This window comes from Cellulomonas dongxiuzhuiae, assembly GCF_018623035.1.
Classification (GTDB): Bacteria; Actinomycetota; Actinomycetes; order Actinomycetales; family Cellulomonadaceae; genus Cellulomonas; species Cellulomonas dongxiuzhuiae.
This window is the reverse complement of the sequence record NZ_CP076023.1, coordinates 211,895-234,579: the sequence shown is the minus strand read 5'-3', so window position 1 is coordinate 234,579 and position 22,685 is coordinate 211,895. Positions and strand designations below refer to the sequence as shown.

Annotated in this window: 22 protein-coding genes; 8 read left to right on the top strand and 14 right to left on the bottom strand. The window is 74.6% G+C overall.

Going from position 1 to position 22,685, the window contains the following annotated elements; all coding sequences use genetic code 11:
• The first annotated feature begins 206 nt into the window (after positions 1 to 206).
• On the top strand, positions 207 to 2,546 hold the full coding sequence (locus tag KKR89_RS01050; RefSeq protein ID WP_208196863.1) for a (Fe-S)-binding protein: 2,340 nt from the start codon (positions 207 to 209) through the stop codon (positions 2,544 to 2,546).
• A gap of 101 nt (positions 2,547 to 2,647) precedes the next feature.
• Positions 2,648 to 3,634 carry a squalene cyclase gene (locus KKR89_RS01045; protein WP_208196862.1) on the top strand — a complete coding sequence of 329 codons (987 nt, stop codon included), beginning with the start codon at positions 2,648 to 2,650 and terminating at the stop codon, positions 3,632 to 3,634.
• On the opposite strand, the gene KKR89_RS01040 is transcribed toward KKR89_RS01045, so the two are convergent.
• Positions 3,615 to 4,223 carry a hypothetical protein gene (locus KKR89_RS01040; RefSeq protein WP_208196861.1) on the bottom strand — a complete coding sequence of 203 codons (609 nt, stop codon included), beginning with the start codon at positions 4,221 to 4,223 and terminating at the stop codon, positions 3,615 to 3,617. The two genes, KKR89_RS01045 and KKR89_RS01040, sit on opposite strands and share 20 nt — an antisense overlap.
• Before the next feature lie 175 nt (positions 4,224 to 4,398).
• Between KKR89_RS01040 and KKR89_RS01035 the strand changes: the two genes are divergently transcribed.
• The 5 genes from KKR89_RS01035 to KKR89_RS01015 all read left to right on the top strand — a co-directional run bounded on the left by KKR89_RS01035 (position 4,399) and on the right by KKR89_RS01015 (position 6,721).
• Positions 4,399 to 4,602 (top strand): ribbon-helix-helix protein, CopG family, encoded by a 204-nt coding sequence (locus tag KKR89_RS01035; protein ID WP_208196860.1) that lies wholly within the window; start codon positions 4,399 to 4,401, stop codon positions 4,600 to 4,602.
• Positions 4,599 to 4,973: a type II toxin-antitoxin system death-on-curing family toxin gene (locus KKR89_RS01030; RefSeq protein WP_208196859.1), complete on the top strand. Its 375-nt coding sequence runs from the start codon at positions 4,599 to 4,601 to the stop codon at positions 4,971 to 4,973. The genes KKR89_RS01035 and KKR89_RS01030 overlap by 4 nt, the downstream gene beginning before the upstream one ends.
• A 273-nt stretch (positions 4,974 to 5,246) precedes the next feature.
• Positions 5,247 to 5,477, top strand: coding sequence for a hypothetical protein (locus KKR89_RS01025; RefSeq protein WP_208196858.1), 231 nt, complete (start codon positions 5,247 to 5,249; stop codon positions 5,475 to 5,477).
• Between the two features lie 5 nt (positions 5,478 to 5,482).
• On the top strand, positions 5,483 to 5,752 hold the full coding sequence (locus KKR89_RS01020; RefSeq protein WP_208196857.1) for a hypothetical protein: 270 nt from the start codon (positions 5,483 to 5,485) through the stop codon (positions 5,750 to 5,752).
• Between the two features lie 111 nt (positions 5,753 to 5,863).
• A complete protein-coding gene (locus KKR89_RS01015) occupies positions 5,864 to 6,721 on the top strand; it encodes an alpha/beta hydrolase (protein ID WP_251140957.1) in 858 nt (285 codons plus the stop codon).
• Positions 6,722 to 6,744: 23 nt separating this feature from the next.
• Here KKR89_RS01015 and KKR89_RS01010 read toward each other — a convergent pair whose 3' ends face one another.
• The 7 genes from KKR89_RS01010 to KKR89_RS00980 all read right to left on the bottom strand — a co-directional run bounded on the left by KKR89_RS01010 (position 6,745) and on the right by KKR89_RS00980 (position 15,965).
• Positions 6,745 to 7,356 (bottom strand): GNAT family N-acetyltransferase, encoded by a 612-nt coding sequence (locus KKR89_RS01010; protein ID WP_208196856.1) that lies wholly within the window; start codon positions 7,354 to 7,356, stop codon positions 6,745 to 6,747.
• Positions 7,353 to 9,545 carry a penicillin acylase family protein gene (locus tag KKR89_RS01005; RefSeq protein WP_243883113.1) on the bottom strand — a complete coding sequence of 731 codons (2,193 nt, stop codon included), beginning with the start codon at positions 9,543 to 9,545 and terminating at the stop codon, positions 7,353 to 7,355. The genes KKR89_RS01010 and KKR89_RS01005 overlap by 4 nt, the downstream gene beginning before the upstream one ends.
• Positions 9,545 to 11,416, bottom strand: a complete 1,872-nt coding sequence (locus KKR89_RS01000) for an IucA/IucC family protein (protein WP_208196854.1) — start codon at positions 11,414 to 11,416, stop codon at positions 9,545 to 9,547. Before KKR89_RS01000 ends, KKR89_RS01005 begins: the two co-directional genes overlap by 1 nt.
• The gene (locus KKR89_RS00995) at positions 11,413 to 12,042 is read right to left on the bottom strand and encodes a GNAT family N-acetyltransferase (RefSeq protein WP_208196853.1); all 630 of its coding nucleotides are present in this window, start codon (positions 12,040 to 12,042) and stop codon (positions 11,413 to 11,415) included. The genes KKR89_RS01000 and KKR89_RS00995 overlap by 4 nt, the downstream gene beginning before the upstream one ends.
• On the bottom strand, positions 12,039 to 13,424 hold the full coding sequence (locus KKR89_RS00990) for a lysine N(6)-hydroxylase/L-ornithine N(5)-oxygenase family protein (protein ID WP_208196852.1): 1,386 nt from the start codon (positions 13,422 to 13,424) through the stop codon (positions 12,039 to 12,041). The genes KKR89_RS00995 and KKR89_RS00990 overlap by 4 nt, the downstream gene beginning before the upstream one ends.
• Positions 13,421 to 14,875, bottom strand: coding sequence for a pyridoxal phosphate-dependent decarboxylase family protein (locus tag KKR89_RS00985; protein ID WP_208196851.1), 1,455 nt, complete (start codon positions 14,873 to 14,875; stop codon positions 13,421 to 13,423). The genes KKR89_RS00990 and KKR89_RS00985 overlap by 4 nt, the downstream gene beginning before the upstream one ends.
• Before the next feature lie 73 nt (positions 14,876 to 14,948).
• Positions 14,949 to 15,965 carry a helix-turn-helix transcriptional regulator gene (locus KKR89_RS00980; protein ID WP_208196850.1) on the bottom strand — a complete coding sequence of 339 codons (1,017 nt, stop codon included), beginning with the start codon at positions 15,963 to 15,965 and terminating at the stop codon, positions 14,949 to 14,951.
• Between the two features lie 90 nt (positions 15,966 to 16,055).
• Between KKR89_RS00980 and KKR89_RS00975 the strand changes: the two genes are divergently transcribed.
• Positions 16,056 to 16,808 carry an alpha/beta fold hydrolase gene (locus tag KKR89_RS00975; RefSeq protein WP_243882979.1) on the top strand — a complete coding sequence of 251 codons (753 nt, stop codon included), beginning with the start codon at positions 16,056 to 16,058 and terminating at the stop codon, positions 16,806 to 16,808.
• 127 nt (positions 16,809 to 16,935) lie between these two features.
• Here KKR89_RS00975 and poxB read toward each other — a convergent pair whose 3' ends face one another.
• From poxB to KKR89_RS00945, 6 genes are all read right to left on the bottom strand, one after another.
• Complete coding sequence (gene poxB, locus KKR89_RS00970; protein ID WP_251140956.1) at positions 16,936 to 18,663, bottom strand: ubiquinone-dependent pyruvate dehydrogenase; 1,728 nt, start codon at positions 18,661 to 18,663, stop codon at positions 16,936 to 16,938.
• Between the two features lie 215 nt (positions 18,664 to 18,878).
• Complete coding sequence (locus KKR89_RS00965) at positions 18,879 to 19,646, bottom strand: alpha/beta hydrolase (RefSeq protein ID WP_208196848.1); 768 nt, start codon at positions 19,644 to 19,646, stop codon at positions 18,879 to 18,881.
• Positions 19,647 to 19,733: 87 nt separating this feature from the next.
• Positions 19,734 to 20,834: a DNA glycosylase AlkZ-like family protein gene (locus tag KKR89_RS00960; protein WP_208196847.1), complete on the bottom strand. Its 1,101-nt coding sequence runs from the start codon at positions 20,832 to 20,834 to the stop codon at positions 19,734 to 19,736.
• Between the two features lie 80 nt (positions 20,835 to 20,914).
• Positions 20,915 to 21,433 carry a GNAT family N-acetyltransferase gene (locus KKR89_RS00955; RefSeq protein WP_208196846.1) on the bottom strand — a complete coding sequence of 173 codons (519 nt, stop codon included), beginning with the start codon at positions 21,431 to 21,433 and terminating at the stop codon, positions 20,915 to 20,917.
• Positions 21,430 to 21,882, bottom strand: a complete 453-nt coding sequence (locus KKR89_RS00950) for a VOC family protein (protein ID WP_208196845.1) — start codon at positions 21,880 to 21,882, stop codon at positions 21,430 to 21,432. The genes KKR89_RS00955 and KKR89_RS00950 overlap by 4 nt, the downstream gene beginning before the upstream one ends.
• 118 nt (positions 21,883 to 22,000) lie before the next feature.
• Positions 22,001 to 22,573, bottom strand: a complete 573-nt coding sequence (locus tag KKR89_RS00945) for a hypothetical protein (RefSeq protein WP_208196844.1) — start codon at positions 22,571 to 22,573, stop codon at positions 22,001 to 22,003.
• Positions 22,574 to 22,685 lie beyond the last annotated feature (112 nt).

Here is a 22,685-nt window from a genome sequence, read left to right as displayed (position 1 = left end):
ATGATGGGAAGGTGCGACCACGCGCGGCGCCCGTCGACCCAGCAGACGGACCCTGGCCGGTGGACGGCGGTTCCGTGCTGGTCGGGAACGTCGTGGTGGGTGCGGGGAACACGTCGATATTACCAACGGTTGACCGTGCTCCCCCCGCGCCGCCCTGGCACGACGCGACGTGCGCGACACCACGACGCGGCGGCTAGGTTGGCGCCGTGAGCGGACTCCAGGTGGGCGCGGTCGTGCTGGCGGCAGTGGCGACGGTGGTCGGCGTGGCCGTGTTCGTGCGCGGCGTCGTCGTCATCGTGCGGACGGTGCGCACCGGACGGCCCCTGCCGGGACGCTGGACGCCTGTCGGCCCGCGGCTCGCGACGCTCGTGCGCGAGGTGCTCGGCCACGGCCGCTTCCAGCAGCGCCCGGCCGTGCGGGCGGCCCACTGGGTGGTCATGGTGTCGTTCCCCGTGCTCGTCGTCACGCTGCTGACGGGCTACGGGCAGCTCGTCGACCCGCGCTACGGGCTGCCGTTCCTCGCGCACTGGGTGCCGCTGGAGTGGGCTGTCGAGGCCTTCGCGTGGCTGGGCCTGCTGGGCATCGCCTACCTGATCGCGCTGCGGCAGCGCGTGCGGCCACGCGCGGACGAGCCGGAGGTCGCGCAGCGGCGGTCGCGGTTCTTCGGGTCGAACCAGGTGTGGGCGTACGTCGTCGAGGCGACGGTCCTGCTCGTCGTCGTCGCGGTGCTGGCGCTGCGCGGGCTCGAGTACGCGCTGGGGGTGCAGGACGGCGAGGCGTGGGCCACCGCGCTGCACTTCCCGCTCACCGCGTGGTTCGGGGCGGCGTGGACGGCCGTGGCCCCCGGGACGCTCGCGACGGCCGTGGTCGTCGTCGCGCTGGTCAAGATCCTGGTGTCGATGGCGTGGTTCGTGGTCGTCGGGCTGCTGCCGACGATGGGCGTCGCGTGGCACCGGTTCCTCGCGGTCGTCAACGTGTACGCGCGGCGGGAGCCGGACGGCACGCCCGCGCTGGGCCCGCTCGTGCCGCTGCGGGACGCCGCGGGCGAGTCGCTCGACCTCACGGCCGTCGACGACCTGCCCGACGACCTGCGCCTGGGCGTCGGCGCCATCGAGGACCTGCGCTGGAAGGGGCTGCTCGACGTCGCGACGTGCACCGAGTGCGGCCGCTGCCAGGACCAGTGCCCCGCGTGGGCGACCGGCAAGCCGCTGAGCCCCAAGCTGCTGACGCTCGCGCTGCGCGACCACGCGGCCGCGACCGCGCCGTACGTGCAGGCGGCGCGCGCCGCGGGGGCGTCGCCCGACGCGCTCGCTGACCCGCACCTGGGTGTCGACCTGGTCGCGTCCGGCGTCATCGACCCCGACGTCCTGTGGGCGTGCACCATGTGCGGTGCGTGCGTGCAGCAGTGCCCCGTCGACATCGAGCACGTCGACACGATCGTCGACATCCGCCGCTACCAGACCCTCATGGAGTCGGCGTTCCCCGCCGAGCTCGGCGGCACGTTCACCAAGATGGAGCGGCGCGGCAACCCGTGGGGCCTGCCCGCGCGCCAGCGCCTCGACTGGGCCAAGGGTCTGGAGTTCGACGTGCCGGTCATGGGCGTCGACCTGGAATCCGCGGCCGACGTCGACTGGCTGTTCTGGGTCGGCTGCGCGGGCGCGTTCGAGGACCGTGCCAAGAAGACGACGCGCGCGGTGGCCGAGCTGCTGCACGCCGCCGGCGTCACGTTCGCCGTCCTCGGCGACGGCGAGACCTGCACGGGCGACCCCGCCCGGCGCGCCGGCAACGAGGCGCTCTACCAGATGCTCGCGGCTCAGAACGTCGAGACGCTCAACGAGGTCGGCGCGCAGCGCATCGTCGTGACGTGCGCGCACTGCTTCAACACGCTGTCGCGCGAGTACCCGGCGATGGGCGGGCGCTACGAGGTCGTGCACCACACGCAGCTGCTCGACACGCTGGTGGGCGAGGGGCGCCTGCGGTTCGCTCCGGGGGTGGGCGAGGACGCCGACGGGGCCACCGTGACCTACCACGACCCCTGCTACCTGGGCCGCCACAACGAGGTGTACGAGCCCCCGCGCGAGCTGCTGGCCGCGGCCGGCGTCACGCTCGCCGAGATGCCGCGCAACCGCGAGACGTCGTTCTGCTGCGGCGCCGGCGGCGCGCGGGTGTGGATGGAGGAGACGATCGGCGAGCGCATCGGCACGGTCCGCGCGGCCGAGGCCGCGGCCACCGGGGCGTCCGCGATCGCCACCGCGTGCCCCTTCTGCACGGTGATGCTCAGCGACGGCGTCGCGGCGCACGCACGGGCGTCGGCGGACGGCGGCGCGGCGGCGGGCCCGACGACGCCGGGCGGGAGCGGCACGCCGGACGGCACGACGCCGGACGACGTCGGCACCCACCCGACACCCGGTGCCGCCGCGACCGGCACGCACGAACCCGCCGCCCCCCACGAGCCCACCGCTGCGGGCCCCCGCCCGCAGGTGGGCGTCCCGGAGGTCGCCGACATCGCCGTCCTCCTCCGCGACCGCCTGGCCCACCAGGGCTGACCCCCGCCCCCGGAAGTGGTCGCACCTGCGACCACTTCCGGCCCATCGCCGGGCAGATGTGACCACTTCCCGTCAGGAGAACGCCCTCGTTACCGTGGAGCATGGCCCTTGATCGCGCCCTGCTCGACTGGCTGCTCGACTCCGATCCTGCGCTGCGGTGGCAGGTCGAGCGTGACCTCGTCGGTGCGCCCGAGGAGGTGTGGCGGGCGACCCGGGCGCGTGTGACGACCGAGGGGTTCGGTGCGCGGCTGCTCGCGCTGCAGGACGACGACGGCCAGTGGGCGGGCGGCGCGTACTTCCCGCGCGGCTTCGACTTCGAAGGGCCCGAGGCGCAGCCCGGCGCGGGTCAACCGTGGACGGCGACGACGTGGACCCTCAACGCGCTGCGCGACTGGGGGCTCGACGCAGCCGTGCTCGCGGGCACGGCCGACAAGCTCCAGGCCAACAGCCGCTGGGAGTACAACGACGAGCCGTACTGGGCCGGCGAGGTCGACTGCTGCATCAACGCCTTCACGCTCGCGAACGGCGCGTGGCTCGGCGCGGACGTCACCGGGCTCGCGGCGTGGTTCCCCGAGCACCGGCTGCCCGACGGCGGCTGGAACTGCGAGTGGGTCGAGGGCTCGACGCGCTCGTCGGTGCACTCGACGCTCAACACCGTGAAGGGCCTGCTGTCGTACGAGGCCGCGACCGGCTCGGACGCGGTGCGCGCCGCCCGGCACGCCGGTGAGGAGTACCTGCTCGAGCGCCGGCTGCTGCGGCGCGTGACCGACGGCGAGCCGCTCGGGCCCTGGGTGACGGTGTTCTGCTACCCGTTCCGCTGGCGGTTCAGCACGCTGAACGCGCTCGACCACTTCCGCGCGGCGGCACTGCACGACGGCACCGCGCCCGACGCACGCCTGGCCGACGCGGTCGAGACCGTGCGCGCCGCCCGGCAGCCCGACGGCACGTGGCTGCAGGAGCACCGGCTGCCGGGGCGCGCGTGGTTCGAGGTCGACGTGCCGCCGGGCGAGCCCTCCCGGTGGCTGACCTTCCACGCCGCGCGCGTCCTGGCGTGGTGGGACGGCGAGGTCAGCGGAACTCGAACCTGAGAGCGACCGTCGGGTCGATGCTCGTGACGATGGCGGTGTAGAAGGCCCTGGCCTGGTCCTCGAGGATCTCCCGGTTCTCGTCGATGTACTGGTCCTGGCCACCCTCGTCGAGGACGTTGTTGATCATCTCCACGGTGTCGATCTGGGGAGTCACCCAGCTCAGGACGCCGTTGTCCTCGACGACCGTCCTGAAGCTCTCGTCGTCGTGCCCGATGAAGATGAACTCGGGGACGGAGATGACCAGCTCGTCCTCGCCGGCCCGGTCGATCCTCACGTCGCTGCCCTCGATCCCCAGCTTGGCGTTGAAGCCGTACTGCACGAACGACGACCTCCCGGTGCCGGGAACGTCCATCCCCAGGAACGAGCCCGTCTCGGACTGCTCGGCGATGCCCTGGATCCCCAGGCTCAGGAGCACGACCTGCTCCTCCCGCGTGATCGAGCTGACGATCTCGGCGTCGCGGTCCTGCGAGCCGACGTCGAACAGGGAGAGGTCGGGGAAGGCGCGCATCACCCCGTACGCCAGGAGCGCGCCGACGCAGGCGGCCCCCACGACCCACGCGGCCGTCCTGGGTGAACGCGACGTCTCCATGGGGCTCCCTGAACTCTCTCCGGCTCGAGCGGGGCGCGGCGCCGGAGCGCCCGGCAGCGCCCCAGGCTCCCGCACGAGCGCGCCGTCGGCACGTCGGAGATCGTCGCGCGGCCGCGTGGGCCACTTCGAGAACAGCGGCCAGGCGCGCTGATACCGCTGCTGATACCATCACGCCATGGCGATGACACTTCGACTCGACGCGGCCGAGACCGAGGCTCTGAGACGCCGCGCGGAGGTCGAGCACCGTTCGATGCAGGACGTGGCCCGCCAAGCCGTTCGCGACTACATCGAGCGCACCTCGCGAGAGGACCTCATCAACGCGGTGATGGACAGTGAGCTCCCCCGGTACGCCGAGGCGCTCGAGCGCCTCGGCCGATGATCTACCTCACCGCCGAGGAGCTGCTCGTCGTCGCGCGGCGCGTCGTCGGCGATCTGGTCGTGCGTGACATCGGCCTCGTGGAGTCGGCCGCCGCACGACCACGGACTCAGGTTGGCGGGACCGACGCGTACCCCGACCTCCTCACCAAGGCGGCCGCACTGCTCCACTCGCTGACTCGCAACCACGCCCTGCTGGACGGGGACGAGCGACTCGCACTCGCGGGCACCATCGTGTTCCTGGGCGTCAACGGCACGCGACTGGTCGCGACGAACGACGACGCCTACGACCTCATCATGGACGTCGCTGCCGGCCGGGTGGACGACGTCGGGAGCATCCGCGAACGCCTCGCACGCCTGACCGAAGCCTGGTGAGCAGCAGCCGACCTGACTCGGGCAGATGCGGGATGACGGCGTGTGCCGCGGTCAGCAGAACGTCGGTACCAGCCGACCAGCGACCCGCTCGACGGCGGCGAGGCCCGATGTGAGCGCAGTGATCCGTGCAGGAGCGTCGATCATCTCGACGACGAACAGCAGCTCAGGCGCCTGGCGAACCCGTATCTCGCGCACAGATCGACCAGCGCGCGGTACTGGCGCTCGTCCGGTCGACTGCTTGCCCAGCGCTGGGCAGCAAGATAACTTGTCACCGTGGACAGCGAGCCGTTCGTTCTTCACAGCGCCTACAGGCACGGCGTGTCAGAGGACTCGATCCGGCATGCGCTACGCAACCACATCGACCTGTTCGACGTGGGAGACGGTATGACGATGGTCATCGGTCCGGACCGCAGCGGCGGTCTCATCGAAGTCGGTGTCGTCGAGCGCTATGACGACCTGTACGTCGCACACGCCATGCCAGCACGACCGAAGTTCCTGAGGTGATGCCCATGCCCCGCTCACTGGACGAGATGATGGCTCAGGCCGACGACCTGGCCGACCGCTTCGAGTCGTACGAGCCCGAGCCCGGCGACCGTGACACCGTCTCGCCTCTCACGCAGCTGCGGCTCGCCGCCCTCAAGCGCGCCGAGGCTGAACGTGAGATCGCCGAGGCCGTCGCGAACGCCCGACGTTCGGACACGTCGTGGAAGGTCATCGGCGCTGCGGTCGGGACAAGCGGCGAAGCGGCGCGTCAGCGGTACGGCAAGCGCGCATCCTGACTGACAGCCGAACCGGCCAAGGCCGAGCCGGTGGTGCCTTACCTCCTCCGGGGAACCCCGCCTCCCGCGCGCTAGCGTCGAACCCGTCGCCACCGATCGAGGGAGGCCGTCGTGAGCAGCGTGGGTCGACGCCGGAGGTCGGCCGAGGCGGGCCGGCGTCCGGGCTGCGCGCTCCTCGCGGTGCTCGCCGTCGTGGCCCTCGTCGTCACACTGGTCACCGTGCTCCAGCGCACGCTCGTGTACTTCCCGGACCGGACCGACGTCGGCACGGTCGCGGGCCGTGTGCCCGGCGCACGTGACCTCGTGCTGCGGACCGACGACGGTCTCGACCTGGCGGCGTGGCTCGTGCCGCCCGCGGGCGAGGACCGGGAGGTCGCGGTCCTCTACCTGCCGGGCAACGGAGGCAACCGGCTGGGCAGGCTCGACGTCGCGCGGGAGATCGCCGCGCGGGGCTTCACGGTGCTGCTGCTGGAGTACCGCGGGTACGGCGGGAACCCCGGCCGGCCCAGCGAGCAGGGCCTGGCCCGTGACGCGCGGGCGGCGGCCGCGGCGCTGCGCGACGAGGGGTTCGACCCGGCGAGGACGCTGTACGTCGGCGAGTCCATCGGCACCGGCGTGGCGTCGCGGCTGGCCACGACGGACCCACCCGCCGGTCTCCTCCTGCGCTCCCCGTTCACGTCGCTCGTGGACGTCGGGCGTGCGCACTACCCGCTCCTGCCCGTGGGGCTGATCCTGCGCGACCGCTTCCCGAGCGCCGAGCACCTGGGCGGCAGCGAGGTCCCGGTGCGCGTGCTGCACGGCTCCGACGACGACGTCGTGCCGTCGCGGCTCTCGGCGGAGCTGGCGGCGCGCGTGGGCAACCTGCAGGGCGAGGTGGTGGTGCCCGGGGCGGGCCACAACGACGCGATCTGGTTCGGTCCGCGCCTCGCCGACGAGGTGGTCGAGCTCGCGGAGGCGGTCGTCGGCTAGTGGTCGCGCTCGGCGGGGGTGGATCAGGGGGACGGCGTGACGTCGTAGAACGTGAGCCGGGCACGCTTGGTCGGCAGGTCGACCTCGGGGCCGAGGGTGAAGCCGGCCCGCTCAAGCACGCGCAGCACGGCCACGTTGCGCGCGTCGGGCTCGCCGACGATCCGCGTCGCACCTGTGCGGTCCGCCATCACCCGCGCCATCTCCCGCACGAAGCGCGGAGCGTAGCCGGCGACCGCCCGCGGGGGGCGGGCACCGATGAGCACGTGCGCGCCGAGGTCGCCGGGCTGCACGTCGTACACCTCCCCCACGTGGTCGAGCGCGGGCTCGTACGCCTGCACGAGCGCGACCGGCGTGCCGTCGATGCGCACGAGCAGCGCGTGGTGGTGCGTCATCGCGTCGACCACCGCGTAGGTCTCCCGGAGCTCGTCGACGCTCAGGTGGCTCAACCCCCAGAACGCGGTGCCCCGCGCGGTGCACCAGGCGTGCAGCGTCGGCATGTCGGCGTCGAGGTCGAGCACGGCGGTGGTCAGCACGCCGACGCCGTCGACGGTCCGCTCGTCGAGCACCGTCCCGCCCGGCAGTCCGTCCCACGCCGCCGTCAGGCCCGGCACGCGGGTGCCCGACGCCGTGCTCACTCCCCCACTCCCGTCGGCAGCGGCTCGGGCGTCAACGACGCCCAGTCCGTCACGACCTCGACGGTCCCCGCGACCGCCCACGTCGGGTGCTGGTCCGCGAAGTGCGGGCTGCGCGGGTCGCCGCTGCTGCTCCCGAACGGCACGCCCCAGCGGCTGCGCGACCGGTCCTGCAGGTCCCACACCCAGCGGGCCACCGACCCGCGGAACGCCCCGTCGGTCATGCCCGGGACGGTCCCGGTGCAGCGCACGGTGTCCTGGTCGCCGCCCAGCGGCAGCGCCGGGACGACGGGCACGGCCGCCCCCGGCACGTCTGCCAGCACGTGGGCCGGGAGCACGGTGTGCCGGGCCCCCCAGGTGCTGCCGTCCGCGCGGACGGCGACCTCCTCCAGCGCCGCGCGGACGTGCGCGGGCCCGTCGACGCCCAGGTCGGCGCGGTCGAGCAGCGCCGGGAGCGCGGCGCCGACCCGGCCGCGCAGGCCGAACCACGCGTCGAACGCCGGGCCCGCGACGTGCGGGGCACCGAGCGCGCGGACGGCCGGCTCCTCGACGAGGCGGGTGACGAGCACCGCGCGCAGGTCCGCGAGCAGCGCCGCCTCGACGGAGCTCGCGTCCATGCGCAGGTCCCACGCGAGCAGCCGGTCGCGGACCGCGGCGGCCGCCGGGCTCAGGCCGTCGAGGCCCGCGGTGTGCCGCAGCAGCCGCCCGGCGCCCGCCCAGTGGGTGTCGCCGTGGACGTCCCCCATGTCGGCGACGCGCCACACCGGGCGTCCCGCGAGCAGGTGGGCGATGCGGGCGGCGCGGTCCGGTGCGTAGACGCTTCCGTGGTCGCGGTCCGCGCCGGCCGGGCGCTCGTTCGCGTCCACGGCGACGTCGGTGACCTCGCGCGGCACGGCCAGGGTGCGCCACGGCCGCGGTGCGTGCGCGGGGTCCCACGCGCGCAGCGACAGCAGCCGGTCGTGCGGCGCGCGGTCGGCCACGCGGCCCGCGTCGAACGTCAGCACCGTGCCACCGGAGTCGGCCGCCAGGACGCGGTTGACGGGGTCGACCCAGCCGGTCAGCGCGGCGGCGACGTCGTGCGCGGTGCGGGCGCGCAGCAGCGGACGCAGGCACGCGAGGCCGAGGTCCGCGTCGACGTGCGCCTGCAGCCGCACCGACCGCGCCTCCTCGAGGCCGGCGCGCGGCAGCGCACCGGTGACCACGCCGTCCTGGTCGACGGGACGTCCCGGCGGCATGCCGCGCACCACGACGGGCCCGCGCGCGGTCTCGAGGGCCTCGACGGTCAGCGGCTCCCCGCCGCGCACGCGCACGTGCACGGTCGTCGCGGTGACGGGCTCGACGCCGTGGGGGCCGAACGCCTGCCAGCCGTCGTCGTCCCGCAGGAGCATCTCGCGGTACAGCTCGGCGGCGTGCGCAGCGGCGTTGGTGATGCCCCACGCGGCGGTGCCGGTGTGACCGAAGTGGGGCAGGCCCGGGACGCCGGGGAACGCCAGGCCGAGCACGTCGTACTCGGGGCAGGCGAGACGGATCTGCTGGTAGGGACCGGGCAGCTCGAGCACGCGGTGCGGGTCGCCCGCCAGCAGCGGCATCCCGCTCCCGGTGCGTGTGCCGTGCAGCGCCCACGCGTTGGAGCCGCTGGTCGGCCCGTCGGCAGCGGGGTCGAGCAGGCGCACGAGCTCCAGGGGGTCGACGTCCGCCAGGCCGGCGTGCCCGGAGGCCCGGGCGGACCGCACGACGTGGTCGTGCCACAGCACGCGCGGGAAGGTCGAGAACAGCGCGTGGGCGACGAGGAAGACCCCCAGCGGTGCCCACGCGGGCCACGGGTCGTCGGGCGTGGTGCCGCCGAGCACCCGGTCGAGCTCGTCGACCTCGACCGGCCGGGGTGCCGACGCGAGCCCGGCGTCGACGCCCGCGGTGTACGCGTCGACCCACGCGCGGTCCTCGTCCCCGAGCGCCGCGTACGCCCGCTGGGCGAGGTCCGGCAGCCGCAGCCGGTGCGCGACGACGTCCCAGGCGATGCCGCCGTCACCGATGTGCTCGGCGAGCCGGCCCTCGGCGCGCCACCGGTCGGTCTGCACCTGCCACGTCCGGTCGCGCGCGGTCACCCAGCCCTGCCCGTACGCCAGCGCGGGCTCGTCCGACGCGCGCACGTGCGGCACGCCCCAGTCGTCCCGGAAGACCTCGAACGGCATCACGCGCCGCCGTCGCGCGCGACCGGGTTGGCCAGCGTCCCCGCGTAGATGAGCGACGACGACTGGTCGGCCAGGTCGACCATCTGCAGCGTGTTGCGCAGCTGCAGGCGGTTGAGGCACGAGTGCGCGAACCGCGGCGCCCGCAGGTCGACGCCCGATGGCAGGTCCGGGTGGTCGGCGTGGTGCGCGTCGATCGTGTCGGCGACGACGCCCCAGAACCGCTCCTCGGTGAGCACGCCGTCGGTGACGAGGATCGCGGCGAGGTGCCGCAGCACGCCGTCGAGCACGTCGGTGAAGATCGCCAGTGCCTTCTCGTCGTCGTCGACGACCGCGCGGATGCGCTCGACCGCCGCCGGCAGCGGGCGGTCGGACACGACGGCGACCTCCTCGCCGATGTCCTTGAGCAGCGCGCCGACGGGCACGTGGTCCTGCCACACGAGCAGCACGTTCTCGCCGTGCGGCATGAACGCCAGGTCGTGCGCGCGCAGGCAGTGCACGAGCGGGCGCAGGTAGACGCGCAGGTAGGCCCGCAGCCAGTCGGCGGGGTCGAGGCCCGACGCCCGGACCGCGGCCGTGGCGAACGCATCGCCCGCCGCGTCGCGGTGCAGCAGCGCGGCCATCGTCGTCGCGCGCTGCCCGGGCGCGAGGAACGCGTACGGCTGCTCGCGCCACAGCGCCGCCAGCATCTTGCGGTGCGCGCTGGGGCGCGGCGTGCGGTGGTAGACGTCGCCCGTGTAGCCGATCGACGCGCGCTCGCGCAGGACGCGCACGCCGCAGGCCACGAGCTCGGGGTCGCCGTCGACGAGGTCGGCGACCCAGTCGTTGATGGCGGGGGTCGCCCGCATGTACGCCGGCGACAGGCCCCGCAGGAAGCCCATGTTCTGGATCGCGACGGCGGTCTTCACGTAGTGCCGGTCGGGGCGGTCGACGTTGAGGAACGTGCGGATCGACTGCTGCGCGCGGTAGGTGTCGTCGGACTCGCCGAGCAGGACGAGGTCGCGGCGCGCGACGTCGGGCGCGAAGGTCACCGCGACGCGGTGCTCCCACTGCCAGGGGTGCACGGGCAGGTAGCGGTAGTCGGCGGGGTCGAGGCCGAGGCATCGCAGGTGGTCCGCGAAGCGCTCGCGCGTCGACTCGTCGAGCTCGTGGCGGTACAGCGCGTCCTCGGTGAGGCCCGCGCCCGTGGCGACGTGGCTGACGGCGCGCCGGGCCGCGAGCCACACGAGCCGCACGGGACGCCCCGCCTCGGGCGCGTACGCGTCGTGCTCGCCGACGCCGTAGCCGATGCGGCCGTTGTTGGCGATGAACGACGGGTGGCCCTCGGTCATCGCCTGCTCGACGGTGGCGAGGTCGGCGTGCAGCAGCTCGGCGCTCGTCGGGCCGCCGTGCGCGCGGCGGTACGCGGCGCTCGCGAGGGTCGAGGACAGCTCCTCGAGGTAGAGCGCGAGCAGGTCGTCGGGGACCCGCAGCAGCGGCTGCAGCTCGAGCACCAGGTCGAGCACGTCGAGGGGCGCGGGCCGCCCGTCGACCTCCCGGGTGAGCGTGGTGCGGTCGATCGCCCAGTGCTCCAGCGCGAGGCGCCGGGCCCGGAACCGGTAGACGACGGCGACGCCGTCGGCCGTCTCGAGCGTCAGGACGTACGCGCGCCGCAGGTCGGCCGGGGACGTCACCGCCGCCCGGTCGACGGCCGGCGCCAGCAGCCGCTCGTGCGCGAGCTCGGCGATCGCCTTGGTGACGAGGTGGCGCTGCGCCGCCTCGAGGTGCTCGGGCGTGAGGTGGTCGGCGGGGTGCGGCGGGCGGTGGGCCGCGGCGGGCCGGTGCGGCGCGGGCGAGTGCGGCGCGGGCGGGGCGACGGGCAGGTCGAGCGTCATCGGGTGTCCTCGTGGGTCGTGGTGGCGCCGAGCCGGCTGGCCGCGAAGCTCTCGCGCGTGCACACGGACAGCGCCGCGCGCTTGCCGGGCAGCTCGATCTCGCGGACCACGCGGAACCCGGCGGCGGCGTTCTTGGCGGCGATGGCCGTGTTGCGCACGTCCGGCTCGACGACGACGCGCTGCGCGCGCAGGGTGCCGAAGCAGAAGCGCAGGGTCGCGGCCATGACCGCGTCGGTCAGGCCGTGCAGCGGCGCCCGCTGCGGTGGCGCGACCAGCAGGTGCATCCCGACGTCCCCCGCGCGGGCCCGGTACACGCCCTTGAGCAGGACCCGCGACGGGTCGTACGTCTCGACCATGAACGTGGGGTGGCCCGCGACCCGGCCGATCCACGCGTGCTCGTCGGTGGACCGCGCGAGCCGCTGCTCGTACGCCAGGACCTCGTCGAGGCCCAGGTCCGTCATCTGCCAGAAAGCCGACGCCGGGTGCGTCAGCCAGTGGTGCAGCACCTGCGCGTCCCGCTCCGGCACGACGCGGTCCAGGCGGACGGGGCCGATGCGCTTCCACGCCTCGTCGCGGACCGTCTGCGCCGACAGCGGCTCGGTCCGCATCGCGCGCCAGTCGGTCACCGGGCGGCCCCGCCCGCGAGCGCGGCGGCCCCGGCAGCAACCGTCCCGGCGGCACCCGCCCCCACGGTGCCGGACGGCGGCGGCGTCCCGGCGGGCACGCCGAACTCCTGGAACGCGATCCGCTGCTCGCGCGGGTACACCTCGCGCCCGCACACGGCCGCGAGGATCGTCGACGAGCGCCACGCCCCGAAGCCGAGGTCCGGGGCGGTGACGCCGTGCGTGTGCTCCTCGCCGTTCTGGACGAACACGCGGCGCCGCCCGCCGTCGACGGAGTAGTCGCGCGCGACGGCCAGGCGACCGTGCTCGTCGTGGTCGAGGCGGCCGGCGATGCCCGCGACGACGTCCGGCACCTGCGCCGCGTAGCCCGTCGCAAGGACGAGGGCCTCGGTGGTGCGCTCGTGCTCGACGCCCAGCTGCCCGTGCCGCAGCCGCAGGGTGTACCGCTCGCCGTCCCACGCCGCCCCGCGCACCTCGGTGTCCGTGAGCAGGGTCGTCGGCACGGGCCCGGCGGCACTCATGCGGTAGAGGGTGTCGTAGATGTCGTCGACGAGGGAAGCGCTGATGCCCTTGGACAGTCCGCGCTGCTCACGGGCGAGCCGGTCGCGCAGGGCCGTCGGCAGCGCGTGGAAGTGGTCGGTGTACTCCGGCGACGTCATCTCGAGCGTGAGCTTGGTGTACTCCATGGGGAAGAACCGCGGCGAGCGCGTCACCCAGTCCAGCCGCGGGCCGCCGGGGCCGGTCGCGTCGAGCAGGTCGCGGTAGATCTCCGCCGCGGACTGCCCCGAGCCGACCACCGTCACCGACCCGGCCGCCCGCAGCCGGTCGCGGTGCGGCAGGTACTGCGACGAGTGCACGACCGGGCCGTCGAGACCCCGCAGCGCCGCGGGGACGACGGGCTGCGTGCCGACGCCGAGCACGACGTGCCGCGTCCGGTAGGACTCGACGCCGCCGGCGGTGCGCGCGTGCACGACGTACAGGTCGTCGTCGTGCGGGTCGACCTCGACGCCCGTCACGGTGCGCCCCCAGCGCAGCGACGCGAGCTGCTGGGCGACCCACCGGCAGTACGCGTCGTACTCGGCGCGCAGCGGGTAGAAGCTTTCGCGGATGTAGAAGGGGTAGAGCCGGCCGGTGTGCTTGAGCCACGCGAGGAACGAGTACGGGCTCGTCGGGTCGGCCATGGTGACGAGGTCGGCCAGGAACGGCACCTGGATGGTCGCGCCGTCGAGCATCATGCCCGGGTGCCAGCGGAACTCGGCGGCGCGGTCGAGGAAGACCGTGTCGAGGTCGAGCGGCGCCGCGAGCGCGGCCAGGCCCAGGTTGAAGGGACCGATGCCGACCCCGACGACGTCGTGGACGTGCGCGTCGGCGCGGACCGCGGTCACCGGGCCACCGCCACGTCGGGGCGCAGCAGGTCCTCGCCCTCGAGCAGCGAGCCGGCCGCCCGCCGGACCAGCTCGAGCACGTGCCGGACGTCGGCGACCGTCGTGTCCGGGTTGAGCAGCGTGAGCTTGAGGCACGGGCGGCCGTCGAGGGTCGTGCGGGCGACGAGCGCGCGGCCGGAGCCGAACAGCACGCGGCGCACCTGGCCGACCAGCGCGTCGGCGCGGGCGTCGGGCAGGCCGTCCGGCTGGTAGCGGAACAGGACGGTCGACAGGTCGGTCGGTGCGAGCAGCCGCAGGTCCGGGTCGGCGTCGACGAGCGTGTGGACTGCCGCCGCGAGGTCGACGGTCGCGTCGACCATCTCCCCGATGCGGTCCGCGCCGAGCGCACGCAGGGTCGTCCACAGCTTGAGCGCGTCGAACCGGCGCGTGGTCTGCAGCGAGACGTCGACCTGGTTGGGCTCGTCCTCGCCCGCGGGGTTCAGGTAGTCGTGGTGGTGCGCGACGAGCCGCAGGTCGACCGCGTGCCGCACGACCAGCGCCGAGGACGACACGGGCTGGAAGAACGCCTTGTGGAAGTCGACGGTCACCGAGCGCGCCCGCTCGATGCCGTCGAGCAGGTGCCGGCGGGTGCGGCTGACGAGCAGGCCGCAGCCGTACGCGGCGTCGACGTGCAGCCACACGTCGGCGGCGTCGCACACGTCGGCGATGCCCGCGACCGGGTCGACGCACCCGCGGTCGGTCGTCCCGGCCGTGGCGACGACGGCCGCGGCGTGCCGGCCGTCGTCCGCGACGTGCCGCAGGGCGATCGCCAGGGCGTCGGGGCGCATGCGGCCGCGCTCGTCGACGGGGACGAGGCGGACCGCGTCGGGCGCCAGGCCCAGCAGGTACGCGGACCGCTGCACGGAGAAGTGGCTCGACGCGGTGGCGAGCACGACGAGGTCGCGCAGCCCGACGCCCGGCGCGGTGGCCAGCGCGTGCTCGCGCGCCAGCAGCAGCGCCTGCAGGTTCGACTGCGTGCCGCCCGACGTGAAGACCCCGCCCCCGGCGAGGAAGCCGATGCGGGCGGCGGTCCACGCGACCACGCGCCGCTCCATGAGCGTCCCGACGGTCGACTGGTCGTACGTGTCGACGCTGGGGTTGATCGCGGCGAGCACGGCCTCGGCCGCGACGGCCGGCACGGCGACCGGGCAGTTGAGGTGCGCGGTGTAGGCCGGGTCGTGGAACCACACGGCGTGCTGGGCGAACAGGTCGTCGACCTCGCGCAGCGCCGCGGCCGTCCCGCGGCCGGGTCCGTCCAGGTCGACGGCGTCGACGAGCGCCTGGAGGTGTGCGCGGCTCGCGCCCGAGAACGGCTGGGTGGTGGTGCGGAACCGGGCGGCGACCCGGTCGACGGTGCCGCGCATGGCGTCGACGTAGGCGTCGGCGCTCGCGGCGGACAGCAGCTCGTGCACGCGTGTTTCTCCCCCTGACAGACACGTCCCTCTCGTGCGGACGCGTGGTGAGGCTCGCCTAAGTGAGGCTCGGCTAACCTACGCGAAAGGGAGGATTCGTCAAGGGTGGGTCCGCAGGGCGCGCAGCGCCGGCGCCGCGTGCCGCGCCGGTGCGCAGGCGGTCCGCGAGGAGCAGGACCTCGTCGCACAGGGCGTCCGGCGCGAGGACCTCGAAGTCCCAGCCGAGCCCGGCCAGCATGCGGGCCATGCCGTCGAGGCGCTCGGCGCGCGTCTCGAGCAGGACGCCGTCGACGTGCTCGGTCAGGCGTCCCACGCTCCCCGGCAGCCGCTCGCGCGCGTCCGCCAGGCTGGTCCGCAGCACGACGGAGACCTCGTGCGCCCACGCGACCGCCGCGATGCCCGACAGGACCTGCGCGCGGGCGTCGAAGTCGGCGGGCACGACGTAGGAGCCGCCGCCCTGCTCGACCGACGCGATGCGGTCCAGGCGGAAGGTGCGCACGTCGTCGCGGCCGCGGTCGTGCCCGGTGACGTACCACCGGCCGGAGTGGAGCACCAGGCCGTAGACGTCGAGCTCGCGCCGCGACGCCCGCCCGTCCCAGGCCGTGTAGGCGATCACGGCCGTGCGCCGCGCCTCCGCGGCCGAGGCGAGACCGAGGAGCGTGTCGGCGCCCGCCGGGGCGGTGGCGCGCACCGGGGCCGTGAACTGCGCGGTCGCCAGCAGGCTGTCGATCCGCCGGCTCAGCGCGCGCGGCAGGACGCGCGACACCTTGGCGAGTGCGCTCGCGGTCGCGGCCTGCCCGGTGGTGGCGACCCCCGCGCGCTCGGCGACCGTGAGGCCCAGGACGACGGCGACGGCCTCGTCGTCCGTCAGCATCAGCGGCGGCAGCTTGTGGCCGGGCGCGAGCCGGTAGCCGCCGTACCGGCCGCGCCGGGACTCGACGGGGATGCCGAGGTCGGCGAGGTGCTCGGCATAGCGCCGGACGGTGCGCTCGTCGACCTCCAGCAGGGCGGCGAGGTCGCCGACCGTGCGCTGCCGGCCCGTCTGGAGCAGCTCGAGCAGCGCGAGCACGCGCGCGGTCGGGCGGCTCACGACCTGCCGCGGTGCCGCGCTCGAGGAAGCGCGAGACCACGTCCCGATACCGGGCGGAAAGTGTCCACAATCAACCCTAGCGTCATGCTCATGACCACCACCTACGTCCTCGTCCCCGGCTTCTGGCTCGGCGCCTGGGTCTGGCGCACCGTCGCCGACGCGCTCCGGGCGCACGGCCACGTCGTGCACGCCGTCGACCTCACCGGCATGGGCGAGCGAGCCGACCTCGCCACGCCCGAGACCGACCTGACCACCCACGTCGACGACGTCGTCCGCGTGCTCGAGGAGCACGACCTGCACGACGTCGTGCTCGTCGGCCACAGTTACGGCGCGCTCGTGACGACCGGCGCTGCCGACCGCGTGCCCGAGCGCGTCGCGCGCCTGGTGTACGTCGACTCCGGGCCGCTGCCGGACGGCACGGCCCAGGCCGACTTCGACGGGCCCGACGCCCGCGCCGCCAACGAGCGCCTGGTCCAGGCGGACGGCGCGGGCTGGAGGCTCCCGCCGCCGCCCTGGGCCGCACTCGCCGCCGACGTGCCCGAGGTCGACGACGCGGCGGTCGCCGCACTGGTCGCCGGCTCGCAGCCGCAGCCCTGGCGCACCGCTACCCAGTCGGTCGCGCTGACCGGGGCCTGGGAGCGGCTGCCCCGGACCGGCGTGCTGTGCACCTTCGGCGTCGAGCAGCTCCAGCAGATGGCACAGCACGTCCCCGCGTTCGCGCACATGGTCGACGGCGACTGGACCTACGTCGAGCTGCCGACGTGGCACTGGCCGATGGTGAACCGGCCGGGCGAGCTCGCCGAGGTGCTGGGTGCCGAAGGTGCACAGCACCGCCGTCGGTGACCGCCCGGGACATCCGCCTGGTGGAGCCCGTCGTGCAGTGGTCACACATGTGACCACTGCACGACCCCCGAGGGTGGAGATGTGACCACTTCAGCGGCGAGCGGACCACCCGCGCGGACCGAGGCCTCTAGAGCAGCTGCCGGTAGTTCGCGCTCGCGAGGTCGAGCAGCTCGTCGCCGCGCCCGGACAGCACGGTGCGGATCGCGTAGAGCGTGAACCCCTTGACCTGCTCGGCGGTGACCTTCGGCGGGATCGACAGCTCGTCCCGCTCGGTGACGACGTCGACGAGCACCGGCCCGTCGTGCGCGAACGCCTCCTCGAGCGCTCCGCGCAGGTCGGCCGACCGCTCCACGCGCAGGCCCCGCACACCGATCGCCTCGGCCACGGCGGCGAAGCTGGGATTCTGCAGACCGGTGCCGTAGTTGACGAACCCCGCGGCCTTCATCTCCAGCTCGATGAAGTTCAGCGACGCGTTGTTGAACACGACGATCTTCACCGGCAGCCGGTGCTGCGCCACGGTCAGGAGCTCACCGAGCAGCATCGCGAGGCCGCCGTCGCCCGCGAGCGCGACCACCTGCCGGCCCGGGAACGCGGTCTGCGCGCCGATCGCGTGCGACAGCGCGTTCGCCATCGTGCCGTGCGTGAACGAGCCGATCAGGCGCCGACCGCCACCGGTGCGCAGGTACCGCGCCGCGTAGATCACCGGAGAGCCGACGTCCGGGATGAGCACCGCGTCGTCGGACGCGAGCTCGTCGACGAGCCGCGCCACGTACTGCGGGTGGATCGGCCGGTCGCCGCGCGACTCGGTCGCCAGGTCGTCCAGCTTCGCCCGGGTGCGCGCGTAGTGGTCGCGTGCGTCGTCCAGGTGGCCGCGGTTGCGGCCGCCGTCGAGCAGCGGCAGCAGCGCGCGCACCGTCTCCCCCACGTCGCCCACCAGACCGAGGTCGAGCGGCGTGCGCCGACCCAGCTGCTCGCCGCGCAGGTCGACCTGCACCACCCGCGCGTCCTTCGGGTAGAACTGCTGGTACGGGAAGTCGGTGCCGAGCATGAGCAGGGTGTCCGCACCGTCCATCGCCCGGTACCCGGAGGCGAACCCCAGCAGGCCCGTCATGCCGACGTCGAAGGGGTTGTCGTACTCGATGCGGTCCTTGCCGCGCATCGTGTGGACGATCGGCGCGGCGAGCCGGTCCGCGAGCGCGACGACGTCGTCGTGCGCGTCGCCCACGCCGGCGCCGGCCAGGATGGTGATGCGCCGTCCCGCGTTGAGCAGGTCGGCGGCCGCGCGCAGCTCGTCGTCGGACGGCACGACCCGAGGACGGGTCTGCGGGACGACCACCACGCGCTCGCTCGCCGCGCGCTGCAGGGCGATGTCGCCGGGCAGGACCAGCACGGAGACGCCGCGCTGCTCGATCGCGCTGCGCATCGCGATCTCCAGCATGCGGGGCATCTGGGCGGGGTCGGACACGAGCTCGCGGTAGACGCTGCACTCGCGGAACAGCTCCTGCGGGTGCGTCTCCTGGAAGTAGCCGCTGCCGATCTCGCTGCTCGGGATGTGGGCGGCGATCGCCAGCACGGGTACCCGGCTGCGCGCGGCGTCGTACAGGCCGTTGATCAGGTGCAGGTTGCCCGGCCCTCCGCTGCCCACGCACACGGCGAGCTCCCCCGTCAGCTCAGCGTCCGCGGCGGCGGCCAGGGCTGCGGCCTCCTCGTGACGGGTCAGGACCCACTCGATGCTGCCGTCACGTCGCAGCGCGTCGGTCAAGCCGTTGAGGGAGTCGCCGGGCACTCCGTAGACGCGCTTCACGCCGTTGGCGCGCAAGGTGGCGACGATGGTCTGGGCAATCGTGGCGGGCACGGGGTCTCCTTCGCCGAGAGAGGGGGGTGTCGTGGTCAACACCGCCCGCGGCTGCCGTACTCCGCCCGGACGGAGGTGTGACGAACCAGACCGTCGCCGCGTCCCGCCGCGTGGCCGTCATCGAGCCGTCCCGTCGGCGAGCAGTCGGCCGATTCGCATCACCGGCACGGGCAGGACGACTCGGGTGGTTCTTCTCGTCAGGGCGCCGGCGCGGCTCAGCCCCCCACCGGCAGCCAGTCGAGCACGCGCTGGACGTGCTCGTCCCAGTACGCCCAGTCGTGCCGGCCGGGGTGCACGTGCGCGTCCACCGCGACACCCCGCGCCGCCGCCCGCTCGACGAACGCGTGCTGCGTGTCGACGAGGTCGTCCTGCGCGCCGCACGTCGCGTACAGCGCGGGCAGCGCCGCCGGGTCGGCCCGGTCCAGCAGCGCCAGCAGGTCGTCGTCCGTGCCCGCCGGGTCCGTACCGTCCCACACGTGGGGCGTCAGCTCGTCCCGCAGGTACCGCGCGCGGTCCCCGCCGACGACCAGCGCCCCGGACAGGCTCGCCGCCGCGGCGAACCGCCACGGCTGGCGCAGCGCCCACTTGAACGCGCCGTACCCGCCCATCGACAGGCCCGCGACGAACGTGTCCTCCCGCCGGTCGGACACGCGGAAGAAGTGCTGCACGACCCGCGGCAGCTCGTCGGACAGGAAGGTCCAGTACGCGCTGCCGTGCACCTCGTCCGCGTAGAACGACCGCCCCGCGCGCGGCATCACCACCGCGATCCCCCGCTCGGCGACGTACCGCTCGATCGACGTCCGACGCAGCCAGATCGTCTCGTCGTCGCTCAGCCCGTGCAGCAGGTAGAGCACGGGCGGCGGGCCGGCGGTCTCCACGCCTCCCATGCCGATCTGGCCCCGGGCCGACTCGGGCAGCAGCACGGTCACGGCCGTGCTCACGCCGAGCGCCTCGGAGAAGAAGTGACAGGTCAGCAGCGCCATCGCCGGTGGTCCTTCCGCGGGGGTCCCCTCGACGGTAACCCTGCCCTGGTCACCGCCGCCGTGCGTGGCCGCCCACCACCGCTCGCGCTACCCCGCCTCGACGGTGACCCGCAGCGGGCGGCCGAGACCCCCTGACAGCCGGTCGACGCCCTCGTCGAGCGCGCTCCGCGCCGACTGACCCTCGGGTGCCCACCGCACGGTCAGGTCGCCGTCCCGCTCGGTCCACGTCCCGGCGACCACGCCGCCGGCGACCACCAGCGGCGTCCCGCGGGTCGCGGCGGTGCGCCACGCGGGCGGGACGACGTCGCGGTCCGCCGTGCCGGGCCCGAGCACCCACTGGTCGTACCCGGGCAGCAGCCGCACCGCGCCGGTGGGCTCGGTCGCGAGCAGGTCGTCGACGTCCTCGCGCAGCACGAACGCGTCGCGGCCCCCGACCTGCACGGTCGCGAGCCGGTCGGCCACGTCGGCGGTCCACCGCGCCAGCCGCCGGCCCGCGCTCAGCCCGCTGCCGAGCCAGTACTGCAGCCCGTCGGGCGTCGCCGGGCCGTACGCCCGCACGTACGCCTCGACCGCGCGGGGCCCGGCGTCGTCGAGTTCCGGGATACCCGGCCAGCGCGGGACGTGTGCGAGCGCCTGCAGCGTCGTCCGACGGTCGCGGGTGGGCCCCAGGCAGAGGTCGCCCTGCCAGGCGAGCGCCTTGAGCAGGGCCCACGCCCCGCCCTCGACGGCCGGCCCGAGGTGCCGGTACGCGGGCCGCGCGGTGAGCGTCGCGACCAGCTCGTCGTGCGTGAGCGGGCCGTCGTCGAGGACCTCACGGACGGTCGCGCGGAAGGCCGGCCAGTCCTCCGGCTGGAGGCCGTAGTGCTCGCGCCAGCTCCGCAGCTCCCACTGCCGCCCGGAGCCCCGGACCGCCAGGTGCACCGCGGCGTCGTCCGGCGTCATGACGTGCACGCTGCCGCGGAAGGTGAACGTCCTGATCAGCCGGCCGTCCGCGAGCGCCGCGGCGACCTCCCCCTCCGCGGGCGCCGCCTGCCGCGTCCGCACCGCGAGGTCGACGTCGGCCTGCGCGGCGACCGCGACGAGCCCGCCCACCACGTCCTCGGCGGTGGCCGACCCGGGCGCCAGCAGGCCGTGCCTCCGCAGCCGCCAGGCGAGGGCCTGCGGGACGGTCACGGCCGGGGTGGGCATGACCCGATGGTGGCACCGGAGGGCGACGCCTGCACCCAGACCTGCCCCAGCGGGCGGTGGTCGGCGTCAGAAGGAGGGCGTCACGGATTCACGAGGTCGCGTGCGCGCCACACCACGTCGAGCGCGGGGTCGTCGCCGCTCGGCTCGGTCCGCTCCACCTCGAAGCCCTCACGCTCGTAGAACGCCCCGGCGCGCGCGTTGCCTGCGAAGTGCTCGACGCACAGGCGCCGGGCGTCGGGCGGGAGTCGTCGCACGACTGCGTCGACCAGCCGCGGCCCGAGGCCTCGGCCGCGGAACAGGGGGTCGACGTAGAGCTTGTACAGCACGTGGTCGTCCCCGGCGCGTCCGCGCTGCGCGACGCCCACGACGCGGCCCGCGGCCTCGGCGACGACGACGAGCCCGCGCCCGACCGCCGAACCGATCTGCTCCTCGCTCCACCAGGTCGTGACCTGCTGCTGCGCTGCCGCCTCGCCGATGAGCGGCGCGTAGTGAGGCGGGACGTGCGCCCGGCCGAACGCGCAGACGGACGCCACGTCGCCCGTGGCGGCATCCCGGACGACGCACGTGTCACGACCGGGGGCGCTCGGTTCGCTGCTCACAGGAACAGGCAGAACGGATGGCCGTCGGGGTCGAGCATGACCCGCACGTCGTCCTGCGGCTGGGGCGACGCCTCACGCGCGCCGCACTCCAACGCCCACGCCACGGCCGCGGGCAGGTCGTCGACCTGGACGTCCAGGTGCTGGGTCGAGCGCTGCTCGCCGGGGCGCGCGGGCCATACCGGTGGGCTCCACACCCGCTCGTGCTCGAGGTTGATGGTCATGCCAACCTCCCCCGGCAGGGGCTGCACCTGGGCCCACGTGATGCCGTCGGGGTCGCCGGGCGCAGCCTCGTCGAGCGCGGTGATCCGCCCGCCGAGCAGCCGCGCGTAGAACCGCGCGGCCTCGTGCGGGCGCGGCGTGCTGATGGTGATCGACGTGGCGCGCAGCCGGGGCGCACCGGCGGAGACGCGCTCACCGGGCGGAACGGTGCCGAAGGTGTCGTCGCTCATGGCCCGATGCTGGCACCGGGGTGCGACATCTGCACGAAAGCCGGATACGGCGTCACCGCCGAGCAGAACCTCCGGCTGCACGACGATATGCACCCTGTTGTCACGTCGTGCGTTGACGTCAGCCGCCGAGCGTGCGGGTGATCCCGGCGGCCTCGCCGACGGTGACGACGGTGATGCCGTGCCGTGCCGCCGCCTCCTCGAGGGGCTGCATCGTGAGCCAGTGCGCGAGGCCGTCCGCGGCGAACGTCATCCGGCCGGAGGGGGCCGTCACGACGTACCGGTGGCGACCGCGCCGCACGTGCGTCGCGGCGAGCTCGACGCTCTCGCCACGTCGGACCAGCAGGCCCTCGTGACGCACCCCCAGCCGGCCCGCGAACAGCACGAGGCCGTCCGGCCGGTCGAGCATCTCGACCAGCGACCAGCCGCGGGACCAGGGCGCGCGGCGCACCCGGGCGAGGACGAGCCCGGCGGCCAGCGCGACGGCCGCGGCCAGCAGGAGCCACGCGGGGTACGCCGCACCGGCGGGCTCCTGCGTGCCGGTGAACCCCTGCAGCGCCACGAGCACGAGCCCGACGACACCGACGACACCGAGGGCCGTGGGCACCGCGGCCGCGACCCGCGTCCCGCCCTCGGGCAGGAACACGGCAGGCGTGGGAGTGGCGGCGACGTCGTCGAGCGGGCTGCTGGGCACGAGCGCAACCTAGTGCGCCACCCCCGCCGAGCGCGGCAGTCGACCGCCCTGGAAGAGATGGCGACCCTGCGCAGTTGACCGTCACCAGTTGTCGCTGACAGCGCCGGGCGCG